At 60.5% G+C, this 26454-nt stretch carries 20 protein-coding genes; 6 read left to right on the top strand and 14 right to left on the bottom strand.

The annotated features are described in order from the left end of the window. Positions 1 to 6: 6 nt before the first annotated feature. Positions 7 to 633: a glutathione S-transferase family protein gene (locus G5221_RS08245; RefSeq protein WP_421263076.1), complete on the top strand. Its 627-nt coding sequence runs from the start codon at positions 7 to 9 to the stop codon at positions 631 to 633. A gap of 65 nt (positions 634 to 698) precedes the next feature. On the opposite strand, the gene G5221_RS08240 is transcribed toward G5221_RS08245, so the two are convergent. Next, complete coding sequence (locus tag G5221_RS08240) at positions 699 to 1598, bottom strand: DMT family transporter (RefSeq protein ID WP_421263075.1); 900 nt, start codon at positions 1596 to 1598, stop codon at positions 699 to 701. Between the two features lie 137 nt (positions 1599 to 1735). Next, positions 1736 to 2176 (bottom strand): DUF2214 family protein, encoded by a 441-nt coding sequence (locus G5221_RS08235; RefSeq protein ID WP_421263074.1) that lies wholly within the window; start codon positions 2174 to 2176, stop codon positions 1736 to 1738. An 83-nt stretch (positions 2177 to 2259) separates the two neighbouring features. Between G5221_RS08235 and G5221_RS08230 the strand changes: the two genes are divergently transcribed. Then, complete coding sequence (locus tag G5221_RS08230) at positions 2260 to 3843, top strand: sensor domain-containing diguanylate cyclase (protein ID WP_421263073.1); 1584 nt, start codon at positions 2260 to 2262, stop codon at positions 3841 to 3843. Positions 3844 to 3993: 150 nt separating this feature from the next. Here G5221_RS08230 and G5221_RS08225 read toward each other — a convergent pair whose 3' ends face one another. From G5221_RS08225 to G5221_RS08200, 6 genes are all read right to left on the bottom strand, one after another. After that, positions 3994 to 4647: an HAD family hydrolase gene (locus G5221_RS08225; protein ID WP_421205729.1), complete on the bottom strand. Its 654-nt coding sequence runs from the start codon at positions 4645 to 4647 to the stop codon at positions 3994 to 3996. A gap of 65 nt (positions 4648 to 4712) precedes the next feature. Further along, positions 4713 to 5720 carry an ABC transporter ATP-binding protein gene (locus G5221_RS08220; RefSeq protein ID WP_421263072.1) on the bottom strand — a complete coding sequence of 336 codons (1008 nt, stop codon included), beginning with the start codon at positions 5718 to 5720 and terminating at the stop codon, positions 4713 to 4715. Positions 5721 to 5726: 6 nt separating this feature from the next. Next, positions 5727 to 6503 carry an ABC transporter permease gene (locus tag G5221_RS08215; protein ID WP_421263071.1) on the bottom strand — a complete coding sequence of 259 codons (777 nt, stop codon included), beginning with the start codon at positions 6501 to 6503 and terminating at the stop codon, positions 5727 to 5729. Continuing rightward, entirely contained in the window at positions 6496 to 7395 is a 900-nt protein-coding gene (locus tag G5221_RS08210) for an ABC transporter permease (protein WP_421263070.1), read from the bottom strand. Before G5221_RS08210 ends, G5221_RS08215 begins: the two co-directional genes overlap by 8 nt. Beyond that, the gene (locus G5221_RS08205) at positions 7395 to 8228 is read right to left on the bottom strand and encodes an alkaline phosphatase family protein (RefSeq protein ID WP_421263069.1); all 834 of its coding nucleotides are present in this window, start codon (positions 8226 to 8228) and stop codon (positions 7395 to 7397) included. Before G5221_RS08205 ends, G5221_RS08210 begins: the two co-directional genes overlap by 1 nt. Positions 8229 to 8237: 9 nt before the next feature. Beyond that, positions 8238 to 9299, bottom strand: a complete 1062-nt coding sequence (locus G5221_RS08200; protein WP_421263068.1) for an ABC transporter substrate-binding protein — start codon at positions 9297 to 9299, stop codon at positions 8238 to 8240. 264 nt (positions 9300 to 9563) lie between these two features. Between G5221_RS08200 and G5221_RS08195 the strand changes: the two genes are divergently transcribed. Continuing rightward, entirely contained in the window at positions 9564 to 10328 is a 765-nt protein-coding gene (locus G5221_RS08195) for a UTRA domain-containing protein (RefSeq protein WP_421263132.1), read from the top strand. 49 nt (positions 10329 to 10377) lie between these two features. Here the strand turns inward: G5221_RS08195 and G5221_RS08190 are convergent, their stop codons facing one another. Beyond that, the gene (locus tag G5221_RS08190) at positions 10378 to 11142 is read right to left on the bottom strand and encodes a helix-turn-helix domain-containing protein (RefSeq protein ID WP_005336490.1); all 765 of its coding nucleotides are present in this window, start codon (positions 11140 to 11142) and stop codon (positions 10378 to 10380) included. A gap of 1276 nt (positions 11143 to 12418) precedes the next feature. Between G5221_RS08190 and G5221_RS08185 the strand changes: the two genes are divergently transcribed. Then, complete coding sequence (locus tag G5221_RS08185) at positions 12419 to 13045, top strand: porin family protein (protein ID WP_421263067.1); 627 nt, start codon at positions 12419 to 12421, stop codon at positions 13043 to 13045. 75 nt (positions 13046 to 13120) lie between these two features. Here G5221_RS08185 and G5221_RS08180 read toward each other — a convergent pair whose 3' ends face one another. Both G5221_RS08180 and G5221_RS08175 read right to left on the bottom strand, forming a co-directional pair. Further along, positions 13121 to 14119 carry a sensor domain-containing diguanylate cyclase gene (locus tag G5221_RS08180; RefSeq protein WP_421223623.1) on the bottom strand — a complete coding sequence of 333 codons (999 nt, stop codon included), beginning with the start codon at positions 14117 to 14119 and terminating at the stop codon, positions 13121 to 13123. Between the two features lie 190 nt (positions 14120 to 14309). Continuing rightward, positions 14310 to 15218 (bottom strand): helix-turn-helix transcriptional regulator, encoded by a 909-nt coding sequence (locus tag G5221_RS08175; RefSeq protein ID WP_376889535.1) that lies wholly within the window; start codon positions 15216 to 15218, stop codon positions 14310 to 14312. Between the two features lie 75 nt (positions 15219 to 15293). Here G5221_RS08175 and G5221_RS08170 point away from each other — a divergent pair, with 75 nt between their 5' ends. Both G5221_RS08170 and G5221_RS08165 read left to right on the top strand, forming a co-directional pair. Then, complete coding sequence (locus tag G5221_RS08170) at positions 15294 to 15692, top strand: VOC family protein (RefSeq protein ID WP_421235933.1); 399 nt, start codon at positions 15294 to 15296, stop codon at positions 15690 to 15692. Between the two features lie 333 nt (positions 15693 to 16025). Then, positions 16026 to 17195 (top strand): helix-turn-helix domain-containing protein, encoded by a 1170-nt coding sequence (locus G5221_RS08165; protein ID WP_421208930.1) that lies wholly within the window; start codon positions 16026 to 16028, stop codon positions 17193 to 17195. Positions 17196 to 17236: 41 nt separating this feature from the next. On the opposite strand, the gene recD is transcribed toward G5221_RS08165, so the two are convergent. The 3 genes from recD to recC are packed head-to-tail and all read right to left on the bottom strand — an operon-like array spanning position 17237 to position 26258. After that, positions 17237 to 19300, bottom strand: a complete 2064-nt coding sequence (gene recD, locus G5221_RS08160) for an exodeoxyribonuclease V subunit alpha (RefSeq protein WP_421263066.1) — start codon at positions 19298 to 19300, stop codon at positions 17237 to 17239. Beyond that, positions 19297 to 22905, bottom strand: a complete 3609-nt coding sequence (recB, locus tag G5221_RS08155; protein WP_421263065.1) for an exodeoxyribonuclease V subunit beta — start codon at positions 22903 to 22905, stop codon at positions 19297 to 19299. The genes recD and recB overlap by 4 nt, the downstream gene beginning before the upstream one ends. Next, positions 22905 to 26258: an exodeoxyribonuclease V subunit gamma gene (gene recC, locus G5221_RS08150; protein ID WP_421263064.1), complete on the bottom strand. Its 3354-nt coding sequence runs from the start codon at positions 26256 to 26258 to the stop codon at positions 22905 to 22907. The genes recB and recC overlap by 1 nt, the downstream gene beginning before the upstream one ends. Positions 26259 to 26454: the final 196 nt, after the last annotated feature.

The raw sequence follows: 26454 nt of genomic DNA, 5'->3' as shown, positions 1-26454 counted from the left end.
GTCGTTATGATAGTCCTGCACCACCTGAACAAATCCCGCTCCCAACGCATCATCTGGCTGCTCGAAGAGCTGGGCCAGCCCTATGAGATCAAGGCGTATCAGCGCGATGCCGCCACCTTTCTGGCGCCGCCCGAGCTCAAGGCCATCCACCCTCTCGGCAAGTCGCCAGTCATCGAGTTCGACGGCCGGGTGCTGGCGGAATCGGGCGCCATCACCGAGTACCTGATCGCCCGCTATGCTGCCGATCGGCTGGCACCGGCACCAGATAGCCCGGAGTATCCCGAATATCTGCAGTGGCTTCACTTTGCCGAGAGTTCCGGCATTCTGCCGCTGCTGCTCGACATGTTCGTGCGCAAGGATGGCAGCCCGATGCGCTTCCTGCCGGACTACGCCAGGGCGGAGTGTGCCAAGGTGCTGGGCTACCTCAATGAGGTACTGGCGAATCGCCACTATCTGGTGGGGGATCGCCTCTCCGGCGCCGACATCATGAACTCCTTCCTGGTGGATCTGCTGGCGCAAAGCGGCCAGCTAGCCCACGTCCCGCATCTGCAAGCCTATTGGCAGCGCCTCAATACCCATCCGGCCCGTCAGAAGGCCATGGAGCTGGAGCGCGAGCTGGATCAGCGCCCCTGATCCGAACAGCCACCATGCAAAACGCCCCGACAGTCGGGGCGTTTTTGTTATGCTGCGAGCGCGGTTTACTTGGTCACAGGCACCTTGTCCCGGCGCGACTTCCACCACCAGCGCAGCCGGATTTGAGAGATAAGCATCCCCGCCAGCATCAGGGCACAACCGGCAATGGCGCGCTCATCCAGCGTCTCACCCAACAGCAACACGCCCCCCACGGCGGCAAAGACGGTCTCCAGACTGAGGATGATGGCGGCGTGGGCCGGATGAGCACCCCGCTGCCCTACCACCTGCAGGGTATAACCCACCCCGACCGACACCAGCCCGGCATAGAGCAGCGCCTGCCAACCGGCCACTGCGCCGCTTAACGTCGGGGTTTCGATAACAACGGCGGTGGCGAGGCTGAGCAGGCCGCAGACCACGAACTGCACCCCGGCGAGCTTGATGGGGGCAACCCGGTTGGAGTAGTGATCCACCAGCAGCAGGTGCACGGCCCAGAACAGGGCGCCGACCACCTGCAGCAGATCGCCAAAGCCGATGGTGAACTCGTCGGTGACGCTCAACACATAGAGACCGGCCAGCGCGATGATGGCGCCGATCCAGGTATTGAGGCCACTCTTGTGGCGCAGCAGTAGCCCCAGTACCGGCACCAGAATGATGTAGAGCCCGGTGATGAAACCGGCCTTGGCGGCAGTGGTATAAAGCAGCCCCACCTGCTGCAGGGAGGCGGCACAGAACAGCACCAGCCCGGCCAGCACACCACCGATCAGCAGTTGGCGATGGTCGCCCGCGACGGCAACAGGTTGTCGGGATTTGAGCCACCAGAGCAGCGGCAGCAGGGAGAGGGCGCCGAGCAGAAAGCGCAGGCCATTGAAAGTATAGGGCCCCATGTGATCCATCCCGAGGCGCTGGGCGACAAAGCCCATACCCCAGATGGTGGCAGCCATCAGCAACATCAGATTGGAGCGCATGGCGATTCTTCCTTAAATCGGCGCGTGACGGGTTATCCGATCCAAGATACCCGCCTCCCTATCCTCTTGTCTCCACTCTTTGTCTTCGCTCTCGCTCTCAACGCTCTGCATCGCACTGCTTTTGAGCACCGCGAGTGTTACAGCAGCGAGGGCTTGGTGAACACGGCCAACAGGGCAATCAGTAGCAGATTGCCCCGCAGGATCCACACCACCCGGAAGTGCTGCTGAATGGAGATCATCGGCGCCTTGCCCAGACGCAGGGCGCGACGCCAGCGATAGAAGAGGCGGCTGGGATAAACGAGGGAGCCGACAATCAGCAGAAACAGCCCCATCTTGAGACCGTGGGCAGGATGGGCAAAGATCTCTGCCACCGAGCTGGCATGCTCGAGGGCCAGCAGACTCCCGGTGGCAAAGATGGAGAAGAGCGCCAGCGCCGCCACCCCATCTGCCAGCAGCAGACGGTGCACCCGCAACATATTCAGGCCGCGACGAAAGATCAGATACTCGACACAGAGCGCCAGGATCAACAGCATGATGCCGCCGTAGTGAGCCATCAGGAGCAACGTGGGGTTCAGCATTGAACGGATCTCATTTTCTGCCTTTAGACGGGCAGGACGGCATCATATATGCTGGTGACACCCGAGCTGAAAAGGATCTGTGCATGTCCCCCGCCAAGCCCAAGCACACTTGGTCTTTAATCACCCGCATGCGGCTGGGCCTCCTCCTGCTCTTTATTCCCGTAGTGTTGCTCGGCAGCATCTACTACCTGCATATGGAACGTACCCTGCGCCTCGAGCAGCAACAAAACCTGATTGCCCGCAACACCCAATATCTCCATACCCTGCTCGAACCCTATCTGGAGACCCTCAAACGCCAGTTTACGCTTATTTATCAGCAGGTAAATTATCAGGATTTCAGCGGCCCAGAGATCCTTAACGGCGAGCGCTACCTGCAACAGTGGCAGGCCTATCACGAGGTGATGGAGCTCGACTACGTCTATGTAGGAACCGAGCATCGCCAGATGCTGATCCACCCCACCTGGCAGGCGGACGAGAAGTTCGATCCCAGAACTCGCCCCTGGTATCTGCTGGCAGCCAGCCACCCGAACCGGATCGTCTGGACCGATCCCTATTACGACTACACCTTGGGTACCCTCACCATGGCGCTGGCTCGGGTAATTCAAGACCCTGACGGCAAGCGAGTGGGGGTGCTCTCCCTCGATACCCAGCTCACCCCCCTCGCCAGCTGGCTCAACAGTCGGCATGAGCAGAGTCACCATCTGGGTAATGGCTATCAGCTCCTGCTCAACCATGACGGGCTGGTGCTGGCCCATCCGGATCGCGAACGGGTATTCAAGCCGCTCACCCATCTTGAATGGCTGGCACAAATGCAACAGCCGCAGGGTTTCTTCCTCGATGATGCCAGCGGCCTGATGGTCTCCTACTACCGCATCCCCGAGCAGCGCTGGATCCTGCTCAGCGTCGAGCCGACTGCCAGCATGCAGCAGGTGATCGACAGCGTCTCCATCAACGTGCAGCTGATGATTGCACTCGCCTGCATTCTCTATCTGCTGCTGGCACTGCTCTGGTCCCGCTATTTCCGTCGCATGCTGGGAGAGATTACCCTGCTGATCCGCACCAGTCGTTCTGGCGGTAAAGCCTATCATGGTAGCCGCATGCTGGAGCTGGCCAAGGTCTATGAAGAGATGGATGCCGCCAGCCAGGATTTTGCCCAGATCCGCCAGCAAGCCAATCAGGACAAGCTTACCGGTCTTTACAACCGCCGTTTCTTCGACGAGTGCCTGCAAAGACAGCTCGGCAGTGGCACCCCCTTCCTCGTGGTGATGTTCGATCTCGATAACTTCAAACAGGTCAACGATACCTTTGGCCACCAGACAGGGGATATAGTCCTCAGGCGAGTAAGCAAGCTGGGCATGAAAATGTTTGACCAGTGGGGTTGGTTCTGCCGCTACGGTGGCGAGGAGCTGGTGCTGATCTTGCGGTTGGAGATGCAAATGAATGAGGTTGCCTCACTGCTGGAGAGCTTCAGACTCGCAGTCACTCAACTGGAGTGGCGAGAGCCGGAACTGACCATTACCCTCAGCGGTGGGGTGGCCTTGAGTCACTCCGGACTCTCGGCCAAGGAGCTGATAGAGCTGGCCGACAGCGGGGTTTATCAGGCCAAGCGGGAGGGGAAAAATCGTATCTGCTTCCCCCAGCGTCGTGGCAACGGTCAGATGGAATAGGCCTCCTCACCTTGAGCCAACTCGGCGGTCATCGTGGCGGGAGACAGAATGAACGCAACCAGGAAAGGAAGACAGGAGAGAGGCAACGGCCTCTCTCTGTTGTTTATATCGCTATTTTTGCCGTGTATTGAGCCTGTTTAAGCGCACAACTCAGCGCTGCCACACCCACACCGGCCAGCCCAGCTCCTCGGCCTGCTGACGCAGCGCGGGGGCCGGATTGACCGCATGGGGATGGCTCACCGCCCGCAGCATGGGCAGATCGTTGTGAGAGTCGCTATAACCAAAGCTCCCCTGCCAGAGATGGTCCCTGCCGGCAAAGAGCTGGTTGATGCGGGCCACCTTGCCTTCGCGAAAACTCAGGGTGCCGCGGGTCTGGCCGGTCAGCATGCCGGCTTCCTCGTCGAGCAGGATGGCCACGCAGTGATCCATCCCCAGCATCTGCGCCATGGGGGCCACCAGATGCTCGCCGGAGGCGGAGATGAGCACCAGCTCGTCGCCACGCTGGCGGTGCCACTCGATGCGGGCCAGCCCCTCCGGGTAGAGGCGCTCCCGCAGCACCTGTTCGGCAAAGCGGGTGCAGAGGGAGTCAAGCCACTGGCGCGTCCTGCCTGCCAGCGGTTGCAGGGTGAAGGCCATGTACTGGTGCATGTCCATCTTGCCCTGATGGTAGAGGGACATCATGGCCTGCTCCTCGGCCACCATGCCCGCCGGGGCCAGCTCCTGGGCCACCATGTACTCCAGCCAGAGGCTGGCGGAATCCCCCGCTATCAGGGTCTCGTCCAGATCAAACAGTGCCAGGGCCATGGCTGCTCCTCGGGTTGGCTGCCAGCATCGGGGAACTGGCTGAAAAATGAATGGGATTCATGGCGTTATGCTACCTCACAGAGTTGATCCCGGGCCACCACTAGGGTCACGGCGCTGCCCACCGGCAGCAGATCGCCGGCACGGCGGTTGAGGCAATCCACCGTCAACAGCCCCGCCTCGCACTCCACCTGATAGCGGATGACATTGCCGAGCAGCTGCTGCTGGCGAACGATGCCGGGCAGGCTGGGCTCGTGGCTGACCGCCCCTGCGGGCAGCAGGGTGATGGACTCCGGCCGCAGCGCCAGCTTGCCGCGAAAGCGCGGGCCGAACAGGGATTTGGCCTGCTCGCCACCCAGCAGGTTGTAGTTGCCGATAAAGCCCGCCACGAACTCGCTGGCGGGACGGGTGTAGATCTGCTCTGGCGTGCCGCTCTGCACGATGGAGCCCTTGTTCATCAGGAAGATCCGATCCGACAGGGTCAGCGCCTCCTCCTGATCGTGGGTCACGAAGATGGTGGTGAGCTCGAGGCGCTGCTGGATCTCGCGGATCTGCTGGCGCAGGCTGCGGCGGATGCGGGCATCCAGCGCCGAGAGCGGCTCATCCAGCAGCAGGATCCGCGGTTGCACCACCAGGGCCCGGGCCAGCGCCACTCGCTGGCGCTGGCCGCCGGAGAGTTCGCTCGGATAGCGGCGCTCGAAGCCGGTCAGCTCCACCAGCTCAAGCGCCTCTTGCACGCTGGCGGCGAGATCCCGCCCCGGCTGAGGCTTCATCTTGAGGCCGAAAGCGACGTTGTCCCACACCGTCATGTTGGGGAAGAGCGCATAGCTCTGGAACACCATGCCGATGCCCCGCTTCTGGGGTTCTTGCCAGGTGATGTCCTCACCGGCTACCCGCACCTGACCGCCATCCACCGGGGTGAGCCCGGCCAGCGCTCGCAGCAGGGTGGACTTGCCGCAGCCGGAGGGGCCAAGCAGGGTCACCAGCTCCCCCTTGCGGATGCCGAATTCAATTCCCTCGAACACCTTGGTGTCGCCGTAGGATTTGTGCAGTTGATTCACTTCTAGATGGAACATGTTGATTCACCGATGAAATCTGTTAGCTGCCCAGGTGAGCAGCAGGGTCAGCAGGAAATAGCTCATCACCAGCGCACTGGTGAAGTGGCCAGAAGTGGCGCGCATGTTGTAGAGGTAGACCTGCAGGGTCTCGTAACGGGTGCCCACCAGCATGTTGGCAAACACGAACTCGCCGAGCAGGAAGGAGAGGGAGAGAAACAGGGCTGCCAGCAGCCCCTTGCGCAGACAGGGGATCACCACCAACAGAAAGGCGCGCCGACTACTGGCCCCCAGCAGATGGGCGGCATCCATCAAATCCCTGAGCGGTACCCCTTGCAGGCTGTTGGCCAGTGCCCGGTACATGAAGGGGAGCACCACGGTGAACCAGGTGCCGATCAGGATCCACGGTGTGCCGATAATCGGCAGCACGCCGTCAGCGTAGATCTGCAGCAGCCCCACTGACGAGACCACAGGTGGCACCGCGAAGGGAAGCAGGATCAGCAGGTTCATCCAGGGATCCAGCTTTGGGAAGTAGTAGGCCACCACCAGCACGGTCGGCACCAGCACCAGGGACCCCAGCAGCAGGGTGGCGAAGCAGACCAGGAGGCTGCGGCCAAACGCCGCCAGAAAACGCGGGTCGCCCCACAGTTTGAGGTACCAGTCGAGGGTAAAACCATCCGGCAGCAGGGTCGCCCCCCAGCGGGTGGAGATGGAGTAGAGAAAGGTGGCCAACAGCGGCAGCAGCAGGGTGGCGACCAGCCCACCCAGCACCCACTTTGGCCAGCGCGGCGTCAAATCATGCATGGGATTGCCCCTTGTTCACATAGCTCTTTTTCAGCAACCACTGGTTGGCGGCCGTCACTACCCCCAGCAGCACCATCAGGATCACTGCCAGCGCCGCCGCCATATTGGGCTCGAGAAAGATGTCGCCGGAGACCAGACTCGCCACCCGGATGGTCACCAGATTGAAGTTTCCAGTAGTGAGGGCGTAGGCAGAGGCATAGGCCCCCACCGCGTTGGCAAACAGGATGATCAGGGTGCCAAGCAGCGCAGGCGTCAGCACCGGCAGCGCCACGTGCCACACATATTGCCCCTTGCTAGCTCCGAGCAGCGCGGCCGCTTGCGGCCACTCATCCTGTAGCGCATCGAACGCCGGGTAGAGCAGCAGCAGGGCAAGGGGGACCTGGAAGTAGGTGTAGATGAGGATGAGGCCGGTGCCCGAGTAGAGGTTGAAGCCGTCGATCAATCCCCAGGATTTCAGCAGCAGGGTCACTGCACCGTTGATGCCGAGAATGATGATAAAGGCGAACGCCAGCGGCACCCCGCTGAAGTTGCCGGTCATGGTGATGAAAGCCAGCAGCAGCCGCTTGACTCGCTCGCCGCTGTGGCGCAGCGCCGCCGCCCCGAGAGTGCCGATGGCAAGCCCCGCCAGACTGGCGATACCGGCGATGCGCAGCGAGTTGCCGAACGATTGCAGGTAGAAGGGGGAGCTCAAAATCTCCCGGTAGTAGTCGATGCCCCAGCCATCGGGGGTCTGAAAGCTGCCCACCAGCACCCACACCATGGGGGCGAGCTGGAACAGGATCATCAAGAGGATAAAGGGCAGCAATACCAGTGCAGGCAGCCAGTGGCGGCGCACCTTGTGCTTGGTGGCCACGGATCGATCCGCGAGGATCTCGGTGGTGGCAGGCATCATCAGTGCACCTCGCGCATAAAGGCGGCCTTGAGCAGCGGTGGCGCTGCCGGTTTGTCGTGGGGGATGCCCAGCAGATCGGCCATCAGGGCGCAGAGCTGGGTCTGGGCGATCACCACGCCATCCGGCCAGCGCTCGATAAAGGCATCGCCAAACAGCCAGAGCGGCACGGTGCGCTCTTCCGGCAGGGTGCCGCCGTGGCTCAGGTCGTTGTTCATGCCGTGATCCGAGGTGATCACCACCTGATACCCCTCCGCCAGCCACTGGGGCAGCAGATCGGCCAGCAGGCTGTCCATCCGGCGCGCCTGATTGCGGTACTGGCGGGAATCGAGGCCAAACTTGTGGCCCGCATCGTCCACCCCCATCGGGTGGATCAGCAGAAAATCGGGGTCGTACTGGCTGCGCAGCCACTCGCCATCCATCAGCAGATGGCTGTCGGGATAGTTGTCATCCCAGTAGAAGCAGCCGTGCTGGATCGGCAGCAGCTCGTCGTGAGTAAAGCGATCGCGGGCTGCCAGCCAGGGGCTGCGGTTGTAGAGTTCGCTCACCCAATGGTAGGCCGCCGCTGCGGTGCGTTTACCCGCGGCGCGGGCCAGATGGAAGATGGAATCATGCAGACTGAGGCGACTCACCCCGTTGTGGGTGATGCCGCTCATCACCGGCGGCACGCCGGTCAGGATGCACTCGTAGAGGGGTCGGGAGAGAGACGGCAGGGCAGCATTCAGGGTCGTATGCAGGCCCCGCCCCGCCTCCACCATGCCACCGAGGTAGCCCATGGTGTGGGCTACCTCGGCTGCCAGACCATCCACAAGTACCACTATCACCTTGTGTTGCACTGGATTCCCTTACTGCATGTTGATCATGACGGTTTCTTGCCACTGGCGCGGCAGGGCTTTGGAGCTCTGCTCCCAGGCGGCGTGATCCTGCACCGGCTTGGCATTGGCGTACTGCTCGGCGGGCAGCAGCTTGGCCTTCACGTCATCCGGCAGGGTCACATTGCTGCGGATCGGGCGAGCGTAGCCGCGGGCCAGGTTGATTTGACCGGCATCGGAGAGGATGTATTCACGGGCCAGTTTGGCGGCGTTGGGGTTCTTGGCCCACTTGTTGATGATGGTGGTGTAACCGGCGATGACTGAGCCGTCACTCGGGATCACCACATCAAACTTCTTGGGGTCGATCTGGTCGCGGTAGTTCAGCGCGTTGAAGTCCCACAGCACACCCACTTCCACCTCACCCTTCTCGATGTTGGCGATGGTGGGATCGTTCAGGGAGAGACGACCCTGCTGGGCCAGCTTGCCGAACAATTCCAGAGCGGGCTTGAGATTCTTCTCGCTGCCACCGGTGGCATAGGCTGCCGCCAGCACGCCGTTGTTGGCTTGCGAGGCAACGCCCACATCACCCAGCGTCACCTTGTAGTTACCGCCCAGCAGCGATTGCCAGCTGGTAGGGGCCGCCTTGACCAGATCCTTGTTGATCAGGAAGGCGATGGTGCCGGTATAGGCCAGCATCCAGTGGCCGTCGGCATCCTTGGCCCAGTTGGGAATATCGGCCCAGGTGGAGGGTTTGTAGGGCTGGGTGACCCCCTGCTTGACCGCAACCGGACCGAAGGCGCCGCCCACGTCGCCGATGTCGGCGGTGGCGTTGGCCTTCTCGGCGGCGAACTTGGCGATCTCCTGCGCCGAGCTCATGTCGGTATCCTGATGCTTGATGCCGTAGATGTTGCCCAGCTGCTGCCAGGTATCCTTCCAGTTGGCCCAGCTGTCGGGCATGCCGATGCTGTGGAGCTGGCCTTCGCCACGGGCGGCCTTTTCGAGATCCGCGATATTTTCGGCTGCATAGCTATTTGTGGCAAACAACGGTTGGCTGATGGCCACCATGGCCAGTGCACTTGCGATCACGCTTTTCATCATCCCATCCCTCTGGACTAGGTCAGTTAAGGTTCGAGAGGGATGCTAGATGGGAATTGTGACGGTGGCGGGGCGCTTTAATGGCAGTTTGATGACAATCACCCTGTCATGGCGCTGTCATCCACAGCGGTTACAACTCTGAACCCGAGTGAGGCTGGACTATCCCAGTAAGGGATTGGCCAGCCACCCGCCTTCTGAATAAGCAACAGGGACAAGAGTGTGACCGAGCCGAGATTGAGCGAGCTGAGAGTGAACGAACAGAGCATGGCCGATGGCCGCTCCTCCTCCAAGTGCGAACAGATTTGCCAGACCCTGCGCCGCTATATCGGCAGCGGCCAATTGGGGGGCGGGCAGCAGTTGCCCGCCGAACGGGCACTGAGCGAGCGTTTCGCCACCACCCGCATCACCATCAAGGAGGCGCTCTCCAGCCTCGAAGCGGACGGCCTTATCTACCGGGCCGAGCGGCGTGGCTGGTTTGTGGCACCGCCCCGCCTCACCTACGATCCCGCCATCCACACCCACTTTCATCAGTGGATCGGCGAGCAGCAGCGCACCGCCGAAACCCGGGTGCTGGCCCACGGCAGCGAACTAGCCAGCAGCGAACTGTGCCGCTGGATGGGGCTGGAACCCTTCACTCCACTTTATGAGATCCGCCGCCAGCGGCTAATCGACGGCCGTCCTGTGCTCCACGTCAGCCACCACCTGCTGGCGAGCCGCTTTCCCGATATCGCCAGCGCGCCGCTGGCCAGCTCCCTCACCGAGCTCTATCAGCAGCGCTATGGCATAGGCCAGGGCGGGGCGAGTCTGGAGATCACCCCCTCGGCGGCGCGTGGCGCCATCGCCCGCGCCCTCAATCTGGCGGAGGGGAGCGCGGTGCTGCGGCTGGTGCGGGTCAACTATGACGAGCGGGGTGGTCTGGTGGATTGCGATATCGAGCACTGGCGGCCGGATGCCATTCGTATCTGTCTCGATACCCGGGCGCTGCAACCCATCATCGCCAAAGCGCAGCCCATGCAACTGGCAGAGTAACCACTCTCATACTCACGAGCAGAGACGGATCCCGGAGGATCCGCCGGGATCAGTTGTCGATATTGGGGATCATGTCGTCGAAGCTTTGGTAGCCGCAGTCGGCCAGTTGCAGCGACATGGTGTAGGTCTTGGCGTGCTCCTGCTGGCCGATGGCGGGGCGGTTGAGCTTGATCTCCTGATGCCAGTACTCCTTCATCCGGTCGATCAGCGCCATCGCCTCCCCCTCGTTGAGGTGCAGCTGGCAGAGCGCCATATAGTTGTTCGACTTGTGCATGTTCTCCACCAGATACTCCCCCAGCACCGACATTGCCTGCCGCGCCTGCTGGCGGGCGAAACGGCTGTGCTGCTCGAAGCTGATCCGCTCGCTGATCAGGAAGTGGTAACTGTTGTCGATACCAAGCTGCAAAATGCCGAGCTTCTCCAGTTTGCGCAGATAGAGGTAGCAGGAGGCATCGGTCAGGCCGTACTCCCGCTTCAGATCGATCAGCGTCTTGTCGCGCCAGAAGATATTGGCGAGAAAGGCGTAGAGCCCCGGCTCGTTGTGAAACGCCTCATCCTGCTCCTGAGTGAAGACGGCGCGGCGGCTCTGGGCGTCCTGAGTGCGATCCAGCAGCTCCTCGAACGAGAGCCCCACCAGATGGCAGATCTCCAGCAGAGTATCAAACGGCAGCGAGGGCTTGTTCATCATCCGTTTCACGGTCGCGATGGAGACACCCATGGCTTCTGCCAGGGTCTGATAGCGGATCCCCTTGTCGGTCAGGGTCTTCTTCAGGGTGTCGAGAATATTGTTGGCCAGGGTCTGGCTGTAGGTCATGCCGCTCTTCCTTGTTATCGCACTTTCATTGCATGGTTATGCCGAGTCAGCTTCTGACCTGTTTTTACCTTCAAGGCTCAGATATTGACACCGAAAAAACAGCCTAGAGAAAAAATCGCCTACAACGCCCATCAGGACAGACCATTTGAACGATGAGGTCGCAAAATCTGACACCAGACAGTGCATATCTTTCAACCCGCAAACATTTTGCTAGTGCTGCATAGAACATCGCGCATAATCGAAACGTATCGAATTCAAGACCCTTCCTGGTTGAGAAATCGATTGTTTGCTTCCAAATTTTTATCTTTTAAACCGTAAGGTTTTTTCTCTTTCCTGGCATTGGGCGGCGCTGATAGCACCGCCCTTTTCTTTTCCCTGAATTCGCAGGTCAGGTCAAGGGCCCCGGCAAGGGGAAGTGTCACAGGCCACCCGCCGCCCACTGATGCGCCAACCATCACGACCTCTCTGGCAAGGTATCCTAAACGGTCATCAATACCGTGTTATTGCCATTCAATATATTTAAATGGCTTGCATGGAAAGCTTCTCCAAATATAGAAACGAATATAAGAAAGTAATTTAAAACATCAAAAACCTATCTTTTAAATGGCTTGTGTATATAAGCAAACAAAATTAATCAGGCCGCACGACCCATATCTGCTTATCACACCTCATGCCCACCCCAACAACTGCTACCGGGTGAAGAGAAAAGCCACCCATAAGAACCCACCCACTCATCTGGTGGGCAACATAGCCCACACAAAAACAGCCTCAAAAGACCACCAAAAGCCACAATGGGAACAATCCCAAACCACAAAAAGAGCAAAAAACAGGCAAAAAGATAGATTTTTTTCTCATGGTTTCACCTTGTGATGCGTTCAAAAAATCATCGAAAAGAACCTGATGCCAATCAGTGACATCTGAGATGCCAATTTTTAGACAACTCATCACGGCTACGCTCGAATGAAAATTTAATGCCGATACAAATCAATCACATAGAATCAAAACCGAACTCTCAGCCTGTCATTTGCCTCACCGGTTAATTATTTAAATCTCAATAAAGCTAAAACTCTAATAACACCATTTATTAAACAAAATGCCCCTGCTTGCAGCCAGTCATATTTAGAAGAATGGGAAAATCACTCTCTTGTTATTCAGAAATGTGCTGACTATACTGCGGCCCCTCTGTGAAAGCAGAGCGATGACGGAAATATAAAAAGCTTCATGGATTGAGCAATATAAATCACACGCAGTTCACGCAACACAAGGTTATTTATCCATGAACAAGTTTAATAAAATTGCCGCTTTCTCCCTGCTTGCTCTGGCCATGAATGGCGGCGCCCATGCCGAAGGCTGGTATGCAGGTCTGGACCTGACCACCTCCAAGATGGATCTCGATGGTGCAGCCAAAGACGCCTATGACGACAAAGTGATCGACGACCAGCTCGACGGCGGCAGCCTGATCGTGGGTTACAGCTTCAAACCCTGGCTGGCCGTTGAAGGTGGCCTGCACGCCCAACAGATGGAGCAGCTGATCTGGGTGACTTCTCAGGGGGCAACCGGTTTTGCCGACACCACCATCGACACCCGCAGCATCAGCCTGGCCGCCAAGCTGAGCCATCCGCTGGCCTGGGGCTTCAGCGCCTATGCCAAACCGGGTATCGCTTACACTCGCACCGAAGTGGAAGTTGTCGGCAATGCCACCATCCTCGGTATGAGCGGTCAGGTAAGTGGCAGCGAAACCAAGAGCAAGGTACACCCCAATCTGGAAGTGGGTCTGGACTACGCCTTCAACGACCACTTCTCTGCCGGTATCGGTTACGAGCGCCAGTTCAACGCCCTGAGCCTGGGTGATGAGCACTACTCTCTGGATACCCTCAAGCTGGGTCTGCGCTACCACTTCTAAGTCGCGCCGCGTCAGTAACAATGCAAAAGGGCCGCAGGTTTCACGCCTGCGGCCCTTCTATTGGCTGATGTGCCATCAGCAGATCTGATTCTTGCCCTGCTGCTTGGCCTGATAGAGCGCCCGATCGGCACGCACCATCAGACTCTCCTTCTGCTCACCCTGCTGATACTCCGCCACTCCGAAGCTCATGGTGGTGACACCGCGGGGACAGATGGGGTGCGTCACCATCAACGCCTGAAACTTGTTCGCCACCACCAACGCATCTTCACGGCCGGTATTGGGCAGCAGCACCATAAACTCGTCGCCACCCCAACGAGCCAGCAGATCAATCTCGCGGATATGGTCGCGCACCAGCGCCACTATGTTGATCAGGGTCTGATCCCCGATATTGTGGCCATAGCTGTCATTGATCTGCTTGAAGTTGTCCACATCCATGGCAATCACGGTAAAAGGCAAGTGAAAGCGGCGCGCCCGTTCGCACTCCAGCTGCAACGCCCGCTCCAGCCGATAGCGGCTGGCGGCACCGGTCAGGGCATCAGTCTCCGCCAGCTGACGATTCTCCTCCACCCTCTGTTGCAGTGCCTCGTTGACTCGCACCAGCTCGGCGGTGCGCTCCGCCACCAGTTGCTCCAGCGACTGATTGCGCAGCTCCAGCTGCTCCAGCAGCAACTTGCTGGCGTGGATATTGCGATGGGCGCCGATCATCCGCGCCACAGACCCATCGGGATTGCGCTCTATGATGCGGCCGCAATCCTCGATCCAGATATAGTCTCCGCCGCGACTGCGGCAGCGATACTCGACCCGGTAGTCGGGGGCGGCGCCGCTCAGATAGGCATCGAAGCTCGCCATCACCCGATCCATGTCGTCGGGGTGGATCACACTCTCCCAGGTGAAGACATTGTTGCCTAGAGTATGGGGCTCGTAGCCCAGCATCCGGTACCAGCCCGGGTTGCGATAGACGAAACCGGTGTTGGCATTCCAGTCCCAGATACCATCGCTGATCACCTCGAGAATGCCATGTACCACGGCTTCGCTGACATCCGAGATCCTGATCGTGTCGCTGTCCTGCAGCATGGGAGACCATCCTTGTATTGCCGCCCCGCTGGGGCGCGGGGCATTCCAGCCTGATGTTGAGAAATGATAGCGGCAGACGGCTGCACAGTCCGCTATCCGTTGATCGATGAAAACCGCCACTACTTGTTCCGGTTATCGGCCGCCATCGGGTTCGTCTGAATAACATTAGCAACCAGTGTGGCTCAATATTTCACCCTTGTCCGGTTTTAAAGGCAGGATGATGCAGGTTGCGATAGTGGCTGGGCGCCAGGCCATGCTGGCGTTTGAAGGCGGTGGAGAAGTGGTACTCGTTCTTGAAGCCGCACTGCTCGGCCAGCAGCTTCACCGGGTCGGCCCGGCTGGCCAGCAAGAGCGCCGCCCGCTGCAGCCGCAGCCGTTGCAGCAGCGCCATGGGCGCCAGCGCGAAGTGCTGCTGGCAGAGCCGGTAGAGCTGGCGCTCGGAGAGATGCAGGGCGCCGGCCATGCGCGCTATGTCCCACGGCTCGGTCAGCGCCTCTTTGAGCAGCAATTCGAGGCGCAGCGCCAGCCGCTCGCCACGCCGCTGCCCCTCCCCCTTTTGCAACAGACGGCGCAGGTAAAAGCCGAGCTGCTCAACCAGCAGGGCGCTGAGCAGCGGGTCCTGATGGCGCTCCTGCTCCGCATAGAGGTTCTCGATCGTGCGCAGTACGGTGGCCTGCTGGGAGGTACAACCGAGCCGGGGGTGGCTGGCGAAGGTACCCCAGGGGGAATCCTTGTGCAGCAGCAGCCACACCAGCTCCCACTCACTCCCCTTATTCACCTGCTGGTTCAACGGCTCATTAAGCTGCTCTCTCAACTGATAGCAGAGCGGCTCCCCGGCCGGGATCAGCGCCCACTCGCCGACCTGCAACCGCTCGCGGCGATCCCCCACCAGCACCTCCCCCTCGCCGCCCAGGGTCAGCAGAAAACAGTGCATATCGGCAAGGCGGCGCGCGATGCGGTAGCGGGTCTTGAGGCGGGAATAGCCCACCAGCCACACCTGCTCCTGCGCAAGGGCCGGCAACAGGCTGTCACAGCAGATCTGCTCGCGGCAGTCGGGGGAGACATCGATAATCTCGGTGTTGGCAGTTTCAGACATCATCAGGACGGGCTCAGCCATGTCGAAGGGACAGGCCCCAGCATAGCATCAAGGGCATCGAGTCACAGGAGACAAGCCATGCATATCCATCACGTCGCCATCTGGGCACAGGATCTGGAGGCACTCAAGGCATTCTACTGCACCCTGTTTGGCGGGCAGGCCAATGAGCGCTATCACAACCCGAGCAAACAGTTCAGCTCTTACTTCGTGCGTTTCGAAGGGGGCGCCAGCCTGGAGCTGATGCACACCCCCATACTGTTTCCGGCAGATCTCACTCTACCGCACCCGTTGCAGGGGCTGGCCCATCTCGCCTTCTCCCTCGGCAGCGTGGAGGAGGTGGACAAGATGAGCGCCCGCCTCAAGCTGCTCAAGGGCGCCGAGGTGAAACACCTGGACGGCCCCCGCTGGACCGGCGACGGCTATTACGAGAGCACCTTCCTCGACCCGGAAGGCAACCGGCTGGAGCTGACCATCTAATACCTGAATGCTCCCCTCACCCTGGCCCTCTCGTAAGTTCGATTAGCGAAGCGTAATCGGACAGCGGTGACGGCATTACTCCCTTCTCCCGTTTATTAGAAAAGGAGGAGAAGGGTCGGTGATGAGGGGAAGGAAAAAGAGATTTCGCGGTAAACGTTGGGCTTCACTACGCTCAGCACCAACCTACACAATCGGTAGGTTGGTGCTGAGCCTGCGAAGCCCAACATGCGAGTTCAGCTTATAAGCATGTAAATAGTTCCATTGCGACCATATTTGAAGGTAAACTGACGACAATTACAAAATACAATTTACATTACTTCATGGTTTTATTTAATGAACAGCATCATTAATGACTTACTCTCAAAAGGTAAAGAAGGTCTCTGGTGGGACTTCAAACAAAAATTCCACAACAATATGGCTGCAATGGTCCATGATATTCTATGTATGGCTAATGTAATTCACAATGGGAATAGATACATAGCTTTCGGAATATCTGATTCATTAGAAGTAGTTGGATTAAATGACAGTGATAAAAAATATACTCAAGCAGATATTATCACTGCGCTTAGAAGACTAAGTTTTAGTGAAGATAACATCCCAAACATTCAGCTTGAATTTTTACAATTTAATGAAGCCAAGTTAGCAATCCTAACAATATTTAATGAGCCTTTAAAACCATATTACCTGACAAAAGAATACAGTTATCAAGGTAAATCCATACGAGCTGGTGTTGTTTATTCACGGACAAATGATGCTAATACACCATTAGATTCATGTGCCAATCCAATTGATGTCAGAACGATGTGGCGTGAAAGATTCGGCCTCAATCTAAAAGCCCCTGATAGATTCTCCATTCTTTTAGAAGATGCCAAATGTTGGGACTATGACGGTATTAGCCAAGCCTTCTATTCTAATGATCCTGATTTCACTATTGAGATTGGAAATGTAGAACATGAGGGGGGTAATTACTGGTGGCAAAACTTATATTTTGAGAATACAAGACAGTTTGACTACCACTTAAAATATAAGAACAGAATTATTAAGACCTTGCCTGTTGTTAATTACTACAACGAGGGTTTGACTATACCATTCCCAAACATTGAGTTTATTACCTATCCAGAAGCTCAAGATGGGTCAAATGCAGAATTTTACTGTGAGATTTACTATTATAAAAAAGGAACTATTGAATATAGTTTATTTCAACACATAAGAAAAAGTGAAGTGCATTGTGATACATATCAAACACTGTCTACACCAATCACAACTCAACTGAAACCACCCATAATAAAATTGCCGTTTTTTATAATTAACAGTGACAGTGAACTAAATGAACTGTCCAAGAAATTCATGGAAAAATATCATGAGTTTAATTCCTGTAAGTCAGATTTGATGAGAAAACGTTACCCTGACGAAAATTATAATAGATGGGATGTTGAAAAAGTTTTTTCGGAGTGGGTTTTTGAGCAAATAAATCCTCCCTCTGAATTTTCAATTAGTGAATGACATTAAAACGGCGGCAAATCCCTTTACCGCCATCCAATCAATCACTCCCCCAACCTCTGTGCCAATCCGGAATAACGCTCGGTCTTTTTCCGTACTGCCTGTGCCAGCAGGGCGCGATCGCCGTAGAGATCGAGTTTCGCCTTGGCGCGGGTGATGCCGGTGTAGACCAGCTCGCGGGTGAGCAGCGGGCTCGAGCTATCGGGCAGCACCAGCACAGTATGGGCAAACTCCGAGCCCTGGGATTTGTGGATGGTCATGGCGTAGACCGTCTCATGGGGCGGCAAACGGCTTGGCAGCAGGGCCCGCAATGTGCCGTCCGGCTGCTCAAACCATACCTTCAACCGCCCGGTTTCATCGGGCAGGCAGAGCCCCATATCACCGTTGTAGAGGCCAACGCCATGGTCGTTGCGCACCACCATCACCGGGCGACCGGCATACCAGTCGCCATCGCGGGCAATCAGGCCAGCCCGTGACAGGGCCAGTTCGAGCCGCTCGTTAAGTCCCAGTACCCCGAACGGGCCATCGCGCAGGGCGCAGAGGATCTGGAAGCTGTTGAATGCCTTGAACACGGCGGCGGGCGATTCCCCCGCGCGGGCCGCCTTCAGATAGCTGCCGTAACCGGCTACCCCCTGGGCAATCAGGGCATCGTAGGCCTCCCCGGCCCAGGGGTGCAGGCTGATATCGGCGAATCCTGCGCCCCAGACTGATTCCACCGCTGTGGCATCGCCGCTGTTGCAGGCGCGCGCCAGCTGACCGATGCCCGAATGCTGATCAAAGCGCCAGCTCTTGGCCAGCAAACAGAGGCTGTCGCGCACCGGCGCTCCCGCGGGCGTGCCTTGCAAGCGGTAGCCGGTCTGACGGGAGAGCCAATCCGCCTGCGCCGGGCTGATGCCCTGTTCGATAAAGCTGCAGATATCGCCGAGCACGGCCCCCGCCTCCACCGAGGCGAGCTGATCCTTGTCGCCGAGCAGGATCAGGCGGGCGTGGCTTGGCAACGCATCGAGCAGGCGCGCCATCATCGGCAAATCGACCATGGAGGCCTCATCCACCACCAGCAGGTCGAGGTGCAGCGGGTTGCCCGCGTGGTGGCGGAACTGGCTGCGCCCCGGAATGACCCCGAGCAGCCGGTGCAAGGTGCCCGCTTCGGTGGGGATCGCTTCCACCCACTCGGGGGGCAGATCGAGGGCCTGCAGGGCAGAGCCGATACTCTCGGTGAGGCGCGCCGCCGCCTTGCCGGTGGGGGCCACCAGCCGGATCGCCGGGGCCTTGCCCGCTTGCAGGCCGGTCTCCACCAGAATGGCGAGCAGTTTGGCCACAGTTGTGGTCTTGCCGGTACCGGGGCCACCCGAGATCACCGCAAAGGGGCGCGCCGCCGCGGTGGCCGCCGCCAGCTTCTGGCCGTTGCAGCAGAGCGCCTCGGGCACCAGCGCATCCAGCTTGATCAAATCGCTCGCCGCCTGGGCGCTGGCCAGCAGCCCCTCGATGGCGGGCCAATCCACTTCATTGGGGAACACCAGATCGAGATACTTCTCGATAAAGTGGCGGGCCGAGAAGTCGGGGGCGAGGCGGGCCTTGAGCAGCGCCGCGAACACCAACCCGTAGTCGCGGGCAAACAGCCGCGACAGGGCGGGAGCGATCTCCGGCCATTCAGCGCGTTCACTCAAAGCGCGCAGATGGCGGGCCACCCCCAGTTCAAAATCGTGGTAGCGGGTGAGGTAGAGCCGCCCGTGCCACAGCCGCAGCGGCCAGCGCGGGGTTAGCCCCTCATCCTGCTCGGTTCCAACCAGGGGACTAGCCGCAAACAGGGCGGGCCAGCGGGCAGGATCCGCCAGATCCAGCAGCAGATCCCGGCTCTGCTGGGGATCCAGCCCGAACGGGCGCAGGGATCCGGCGATGAGCATCTCCAGCGGCAAACAGACATGGCCACGCCCCAGCTCGAAGCAGGTGAGCGCCGCCCCCAGCACCAGCTCGGGGCTGCCGCCAAGGTCGGCCACCAGCCTGGCAAATTGCAGATCCAGCTGGCGGATGCGGCCAGCCAGCGCCAGTGTTTTGAGCCGTTCAACCATCATTGCGCTGGTCGCGGTGCTGATCATGGTGCCGCTCATGCCTCTACCTCGTTTAATTCTGTTGATGAAACACTGCCAGAGCGATCACCGTTTCTAAACAACTCATCCAGCCCCTGCACCAGCTCACGGCTGGGGCGGGTATGGAAAATGCCCCCCTGCGGCATACCGCGCAGGAACAGATAGAAGACCCCGCCAAAATGCTGCTCGAAGTCGTAGCCCGGCAGACGCAGGGTGAGCAGCCGGTGCAGCGCCAGCGAGTAGAGCTGGTATTGCAGGTCGTAGCGGTGCTCGGCCATCGCCCGCTCCAGCGCCGGACGGCTGTAATCGGCGGGGCTCATGCCGAGGTGGTTCGATTTGTAGTCGAGCAGATACCAGCGCCCCTGCCACTCGAACACCAGATCGATAAAGCCCTTGAGCATCCCCTGCACGGTGGCAAAGCTGAGCGGCTTGTTGCCCCGCGACAGCGGGTCATGCTGCTGGCAGAGGGCGGTCAGCGCCGGTGCCGTCACCCGCCCCATGGGCAGGAAGAACTCCAGCTCCACCTGTTTGCGCTCGGGGGCCAGATCCCGCAGCCGTACCGGCTCGCCAAAGCCGGTATCGAGCGGGGTATCCAGCACCGCCTCCACCTGCTGTTGCAGCACCGGAGCCCAGCTCTCGTCGAAGCCGTCTTGCAGCAACAGACTGGCGATATGCTCTGCCAGCGGCTCGCCGCCGGCGCTTTGAAAGTCGATAGTCTCGAACAGGCTGTGCAGCAGGGTGCCGGGGCGCGCCCCCTTCGGGAAGGTGAAGATGGAGGGCTGGGGCGCCTCCTCCGGTTGCTCGGAAGCCAGCGCAGCCGCCTCGGTCACGACCTCGTCATCGAAACCGGGATTGGCGAGTACGCCCTTGCTGTGGCCGTGGCCCTGCGCAGCCAGCCCCGAGTAGGAGCTGATCCACCAGTCCCGCTCAAGTGAACCGCTAAAGTGGCGCACCTGCGGCTCGCCCAGCAGCTCCTCTTCTGGCGGCAGCGGGGCCGGACGGGTGAGCGAGGGCTCACCGACGGCCACTCCGGGCAGCGCCTGTGCCAGCTCGGTGAGGGCTGTCGCCAAGGTTTCGGCATCCCCCTCCTCGCCCTTTTGCAGCAGGTAACCGATGGCGGTGTGGTGCAGGTCGGTCTTCTCCGACTTGCCCGCCCCCGCCCGCACCGGCGCCAGCCCCAGCCAGGTGGCGTAGACGCCCCGGGTCAGCGCCACATAGAGCAGCCGCAAATCTTCGGCAAGGCGCTCCCTGTCAGCTTCTGCGAGCGACGAGTCGGCGCCGGTCAGATCGAGAATGGTGCGATTGCCCGCCTCATCCGCCTCGTGATAGAGCGGGGTCTCGGCGGTTCTGTGGCTGCAGATAAAGGGCAGGAACACCAGCGGGTACTCCAGCCCCTTGGATTTATGGATGGTGACGATCTGCACCAGCTTGCGCTCGGATTCGAGGCGCAGTACCTGCTCCGCATCCTGCCCGTTGGGGCGGCTCACCGCCTCCCCCAACCAGCGCAGCAGGGCATATTCCCCATCCAGCTCGCTGCTCACCTGTTGCAGCAGCTCGCCGAGATGGAGGAAGTTGGTCAGCCGCCGCTCGCCATAGGGGCTCGCCAGCAGGGAAGAGGCGAGATTGCGCCGGTGCAGCAGGGCCCGCAGCATCGCCAGCACGCCGCGGCGGTGCCAGATCTTGCGGTACTCCATAAACTCCTGCACCGCGCTCTCCCACGCCCGCTCGTCGCTGGCCAGCCCATCGAGCGCCTTGGCGTCGAGATCAAACAGCCCGGTCGCCAGCGCCGCCCGCAGGCTGCGCTCCTCGCTCGGGTTCTGGCAGGCGTGCAAAATCAGCAGGATCTCCCGCGCCTCCGTCTGCTCCAGCACGCTCTCGCGGTTCGACAGGTAGACGGAGGCGATGGCGAGGCGCGCCAGCTCCTGCTGCACCAGCTTGCCCTCGGCGCCGGTTCGCACCAGCACGGCGATATCTCCGGCCTTCACCGCCTTGTCGCCGATCAATGCCTTGCCCTCGCGGGCCAGCGTCAGCAGGCGGTGGATCTCGGCGGCGGTGGCGCGGGCCATCTTGCTCTGGTAATCCCCCCGATTGAAGGTCGGCTGGCCGCTCAGCTGCCAGCAGTGGAGCACCGGCGCGGTGGCGCCATCGAGCAGCAGCGCCTTGCTCTTGCCCTGCGCCTCCACCGGCAGGAAGGGGATATCCGCCTCGTAGATAAAGGGATCCTTGGCCCGCTCGAACAGGCCGTTGACCGCCCCCACCAGCGCACAGCTGGAGCGCCAGTTGCGCCCCAGGGTGTAGTGGGCGCTCACATTTCGCCGCGCCTGAATGTAGGTAAAGATGTCGGCGCCGCGAAAGCCGTAGATGGCCTGCTTGGGGTCACCGATCATCAACAGCGCCGTGTCTGTGTGGCCGCCGTAAAGCCGATGGAAGATGCGGTACTGCTGGGGGTCGGTATCCTGAAATTCATCGATCATCGCCACCCGATAGGTGGCGCGAATGCGCTCGCACAGCCGCTCGCCAAGGCTTGAGCCAAGCGCCCCGTCGAGATCTTTGAGCAGATCATCGAACGAGAGCTGATGGGCTTGACGCTTGCTGGCCTGCATCCGGCTGCGCACCACCTTGGCCGCCCGTTGCAGGATCAGATCCCGAATACCGGGGCGGCTCGCCAGCAACTCGTCTATCTGACTGAACAGCGGCAGGGTCGGCACAGCGCCCCCCTTCTTGAGGTTCTCCTCCAGCACCGTCTGGCCAAAGCGCTCCAGCTCCTTGGGGATGGTGTAGCCACTGCTCTCGTCATGCGCCCAGTCAGCTATCTTGGCAAGCCACCCTTCGTAGTTCTTGCCGGTGTAGCGGCTGATCTGGCCGTCGGTCTGGCGGCGGATCTCGTCCGTCTGCGCCAGCCATTCGCTCTTCACCGCCGCGATGCGACTCATGGCCGCCTGATGGCGAGCGGCGAGGGTCTCATCCCCCAGCGCGGGGTGGATCTCCAGCTCGCTGTTGTCGAGCCAGCTGCCCATCTCCCGCAGCAGGGCGGCGGGGCTCGGCCAGAGCGCGCGCACCGCGCTGGCGAGGGCTTTATCCACCGGATAGAACTCGGCACGCCAGTAGTCGCTCACCGCCTGCAGCCTGAGCTGGCTGTCGTCGGTAAGAAATTCGGTTTCAAAGAGGGCGCCCGACTCGAAGGCGTTCTGTTTCAGCATCCGCTGGCAGAAGCCGTGGATGGTAAAGACCGCCGCCTCGTCCATCTGCCGCTCGGCAGCCAGCAGGCGGCGGGCTGCCAATTCGTGATCCTCCACCTCTGCCAGCAGTTGGGCCAGCAGGGCATCATTGCTATGGCCGCGCATAAAGGCGAGCCGCGCCTCATGGATGCGACCGCGGATCCGCCCGCGCAGCTCGGCGGTGGCCGCTTCGGTAAAGGTCACCACCAGAATTTCGGTCACTGACAACGGCCGTTCATGGGCGCTCGGCTGACCGGCATCGGCGCCCTCTTCAATGAGCGGGCCGTGGCCCAGCAGCAGGCGCAGGTAGAGGCCGGCGATGGTGTAGGTCTTGCCGGTACCGGCGGAGGCTTCGATCAGTCGTTCACCATGGAGGGGAAAACGCAGGGTATTGAGCGGGTTAGCCATTATTTCAGCTCCTCCAGGGTCTTGAGCAGCGGGGTCAGGTGTTCGCGGGCCAGCGCCTGCAACTGCCCCAGCACCTCGTCATCGAGTTCGGGGAAGCAGCGGGCAACGTAAACGTCTTGCCCCTCCCCATTGATCATCCAGCCGCCGTTGAAACGGGTGAGGGCCGCCTTGTCGGCCGCCTCCGGCTTGTCGGGATCCTTCTCGATCGCCTTGAGCCAATCCCAGGCGGTGTTGGGGAAAAACGGCAGTGGCCGTTTCATCCCCTGCGCCCAGCACGCCACCAGCGCCGCCAGCTTGGGCCGCGCCTCGTCGGCAGAGAGCTTGGGCAGTCGCAGACTCTGTTTGGCATCGAACAGCAGGGTGTCGCCGGGGGCGCCACTCAATGAGAGGCAGAGGTGCTGGATCCAGCCCAGCAGCAGATCCTTGCCGTTGAAGCTGCCGGGTTTGACCACCAGCAAGCGCCCCTTCTGGGTGTCAATCCACCCTTGCAGCTGGCCCTGAGTGAGGGAGATATCGATCTCCACCGCCTGTTTTTCTGACTCATTGGCCGCAACCCAAGGGCGCAACCGATCCGCCAGCTTGCCCATCTCGGCATCCAGATCGTCCAGCAGCAGGCTGCCGAACCACCCTTGCGGCAGCAGGCCGGTGAGCTGCAACCGCTCGCGACGCTCGGTGCTATCTCCTTCCGCCAGATGGGCATCGAGCAGCAGATCTTTCAGCTGATAATGTTGCAGGCCATCCAGCTCGAACGGCTCGCTGTCCTCGATGTTGGCTTCGTTCAACTCAAACCACACCTTGAGGCGGCGGTTGAGGAAATACTTGGTGGGCTGGCGATAGAAACGCAGCAGCTCCGCCAGCTCCAGCCCCTGCTCCTTGCCCCATTCGGGAGGCAAAGGCAGCTCGCCGCTCTGGAAGTTGGCCGCGCCGCGCACCGGATTGAGAGCGGGCAGCCAGTCGGCGGCATAGGTAAAGAGGCGTGAACCCGGCTCCGGATAGAAGTAGTTGCGGCTGTAGGGGGTGAGCGGGTGCGCCACCATCAGATGGTTGAGCAGCCGCTTGCCGGAGGTTTCGTCGTCGAGATCCTCATCCCCCGCCAGCACAAAGCCCTGCCGCACATAGTCGATCAGCTCCGCCAACAGCACCGACGGCACCTTGTCGCTGTTGTCCTGCGCGCTGAAGCCCTGATAGCTGATATAGAGCCCCTGCTGGGCGCTGAGCAGTGCCTCGAGGAAAAGGTAGCGGTCATCATCACGACGGGAGCGATCCCCGCGCCGCGACGCCACCGCCATCAAGTCGAACCCCATGGGAGCCAGGGTACGCGGGTAGACGCCATCGTTCATGCCGAGCAGGCAGACCTGCTTGAAGGGGATGGAGCGCATCGGCATCAGGGTGCAGAAGTTGACCTGACCGGCGAGGAAGCGCTGGCTGGAGCGGGACTCCCCCAGCACGCTGCCGAGGTAATCCTGCAGCAGGTCGGCGGTGATGGGCTGCTCGAAGCGGGCTTCGCCGAGCCGGGTCTGCCACTCGACCAGCTGGCTGCGAATCAGCTGAAGCTGACGCTCTTCATCCTCGTCGGCCAGATAGAAGCGCTCCAGCAGCGCCAGCAGGCAGGCGTTCCACTCGACCAGCGGCTGCGCCTGTTGCAGGCGGGGCAGAAACTCGGCCAGCGAGTCGACAAACCAGGCGAGCTTGCCGAGTGCCAGCCCCTGCTGACCCTCGATATCGGCGTAGGGCAGGATGCCCGCCACCGGCTCGCCATCCCCCATGGCGAAGCCGAGCAGCATGCGGCGCAGGCCGAACAGCCAGCTGTTGCCGGACATGGGCGGCAGATCGAAGCGGACTGGGTAGCTGTCGTCCAGACCCCAGCGGATGCCGGTCTCCTGCACCCAGACCCGCAGCTGGTTGAACTCGTCGTCATCCAGCTCGAAGCGGCGCAGCACGGCGGGCACCTCGAGAATGGCGAGCAGCTCGCCCGCCCCGAAGCGGGCGTTGGGCAGCCTGAGCAGGGCGAGGAAGCTTTGCAGCAGCGGGCTTTCCTGACTCGCCGCCCGATCCGAGACCGCAAACGGGATCTGACCCCGTGCGCCAAACACCGCCTGAATATAGGGGCCGTAGCTGTTCACATCCGGCATCATCACCACCACATCTTTCGGGGTGAGGGCGGGATCCTGTTCGAACAGCGCCAGCAGCCGGTCGTGCAGCACCTCGAGTTCGCGCATCGGGCCGTGGCAGGCGTGGATCTGCAAGGATCCATCCGCCGGATCGATGGGGCTCTTGTGGTGGCTGCTGTCGAGATCAAATTGACCCTCGCCCCGCGAACCTAGCTCCAGCACATCCTTCTGGATGGCATGCAGCAGCTTGATATTGCCCTTGCCATCCAGCTCGTCTATATCGACGAAAGCCTCGATTTGCGGCACCTCCAGCTCCATCAGCTGGTGCAGGTAGTCGCGCCCCAGCTTGCCCATGGAGGCGAGCAGCGGGTTGGCGGGGCCCTGCAACGTCTCGATATCGGTGCCGGGTTTGAGCTTGTTCTCCAACCGAGCCAGGGTCTTGCGATCCAGCAGATCCCCCCAGTAGTAGCGGCAGGGGTTGGTGACAAACAGGTGCACCTCTACCTCCGGCCGGCTGCCGAGGGCCAGCAGCGCCTCCACATAGCGCGGCGGCAGCGCCGAGATGCCGAACACGAAGACCCGTTGCGGCAGCTTGCCCGGCAGATCGGCGGTGCGCGCCAGCTCGTGGATAAACTCCTCGTAGAGGTTGGCGCGGTGGTAGCCGCTCGGAGAGAGCGCCAAGGTGCGGGCCACCAGCTCGCGCCACAGCTCGGGCTGCCAATCCTGACCGCTCACCCCGGCCAGCTCCTGACTCAATCCTTCCCCCTCTTCCCAGCGGGCGATCCAGTCCGGCCGGTAGACCAGATACTGGTCAAAGAGATCCGCCACCTTCTGGCAGAGCTGCCACAGCCGCACCTGCTCGGGATCCCTGGCGGAATCCTCCTCATCTCCCCCGCCCAGATAGGCGGCGAGCGGGGCAAAGGCGGGCCGCTCCAGCAAGGCAGGCAGAATGGTCATCAGCTGCCAGCTCATGGAGCCCTTGTTGTAGGGGCTCTGGCGCGGCACATCTGCCAGCACCCGGGTGAACATCTCCCAGATAAAGCTGGCGGGCAGCGGAAAGTCGATATTGGCGGCGATGCCGAAGGCCTTGGCCAGCTCCAGCTTGAGCCACTGGGCCATGCCCGGACTCTGCACCAGAATTTGCTCCCGATCGAAGGGGTGAGAGAGAGGGGCCTGCCGGATGCGGCTCACCAGCAGCTCTTTGAGCAGATCCAGCTGATTGGAGTGGTAGAGGGTAAACATGAGCAATTCCCGCCTGTGGATGAGAGGGGGCGAGGGAAAAGGCGAGCCATTTCCGTCACTTCACAAGATAGGGAATTGTCGGGGATCGGGGGATAAGATGCAAAAGGCACTTGTGGCCAGCAGGCGGGCAAACCGCCGAACCATGAGGGGGGCCGCAGATTTGTGCAGCTGCCTTACCGACCCGGAAAACGCAGAC

Origin of the sequence: Aeromonas sp. 602200, from assembly GCF_049173895.1 — a bacterium.
GTDB classification, from domain to species: Bacteria; Pseudomonadota; Gammaproteobacteria; order Enterobacterales; family Aeromonadaceae; genus Aeromonas; species Aeromonas veronii_A.
This window is presented reverse-complemented; position numbering and strand designations above follow the sequence as displayed.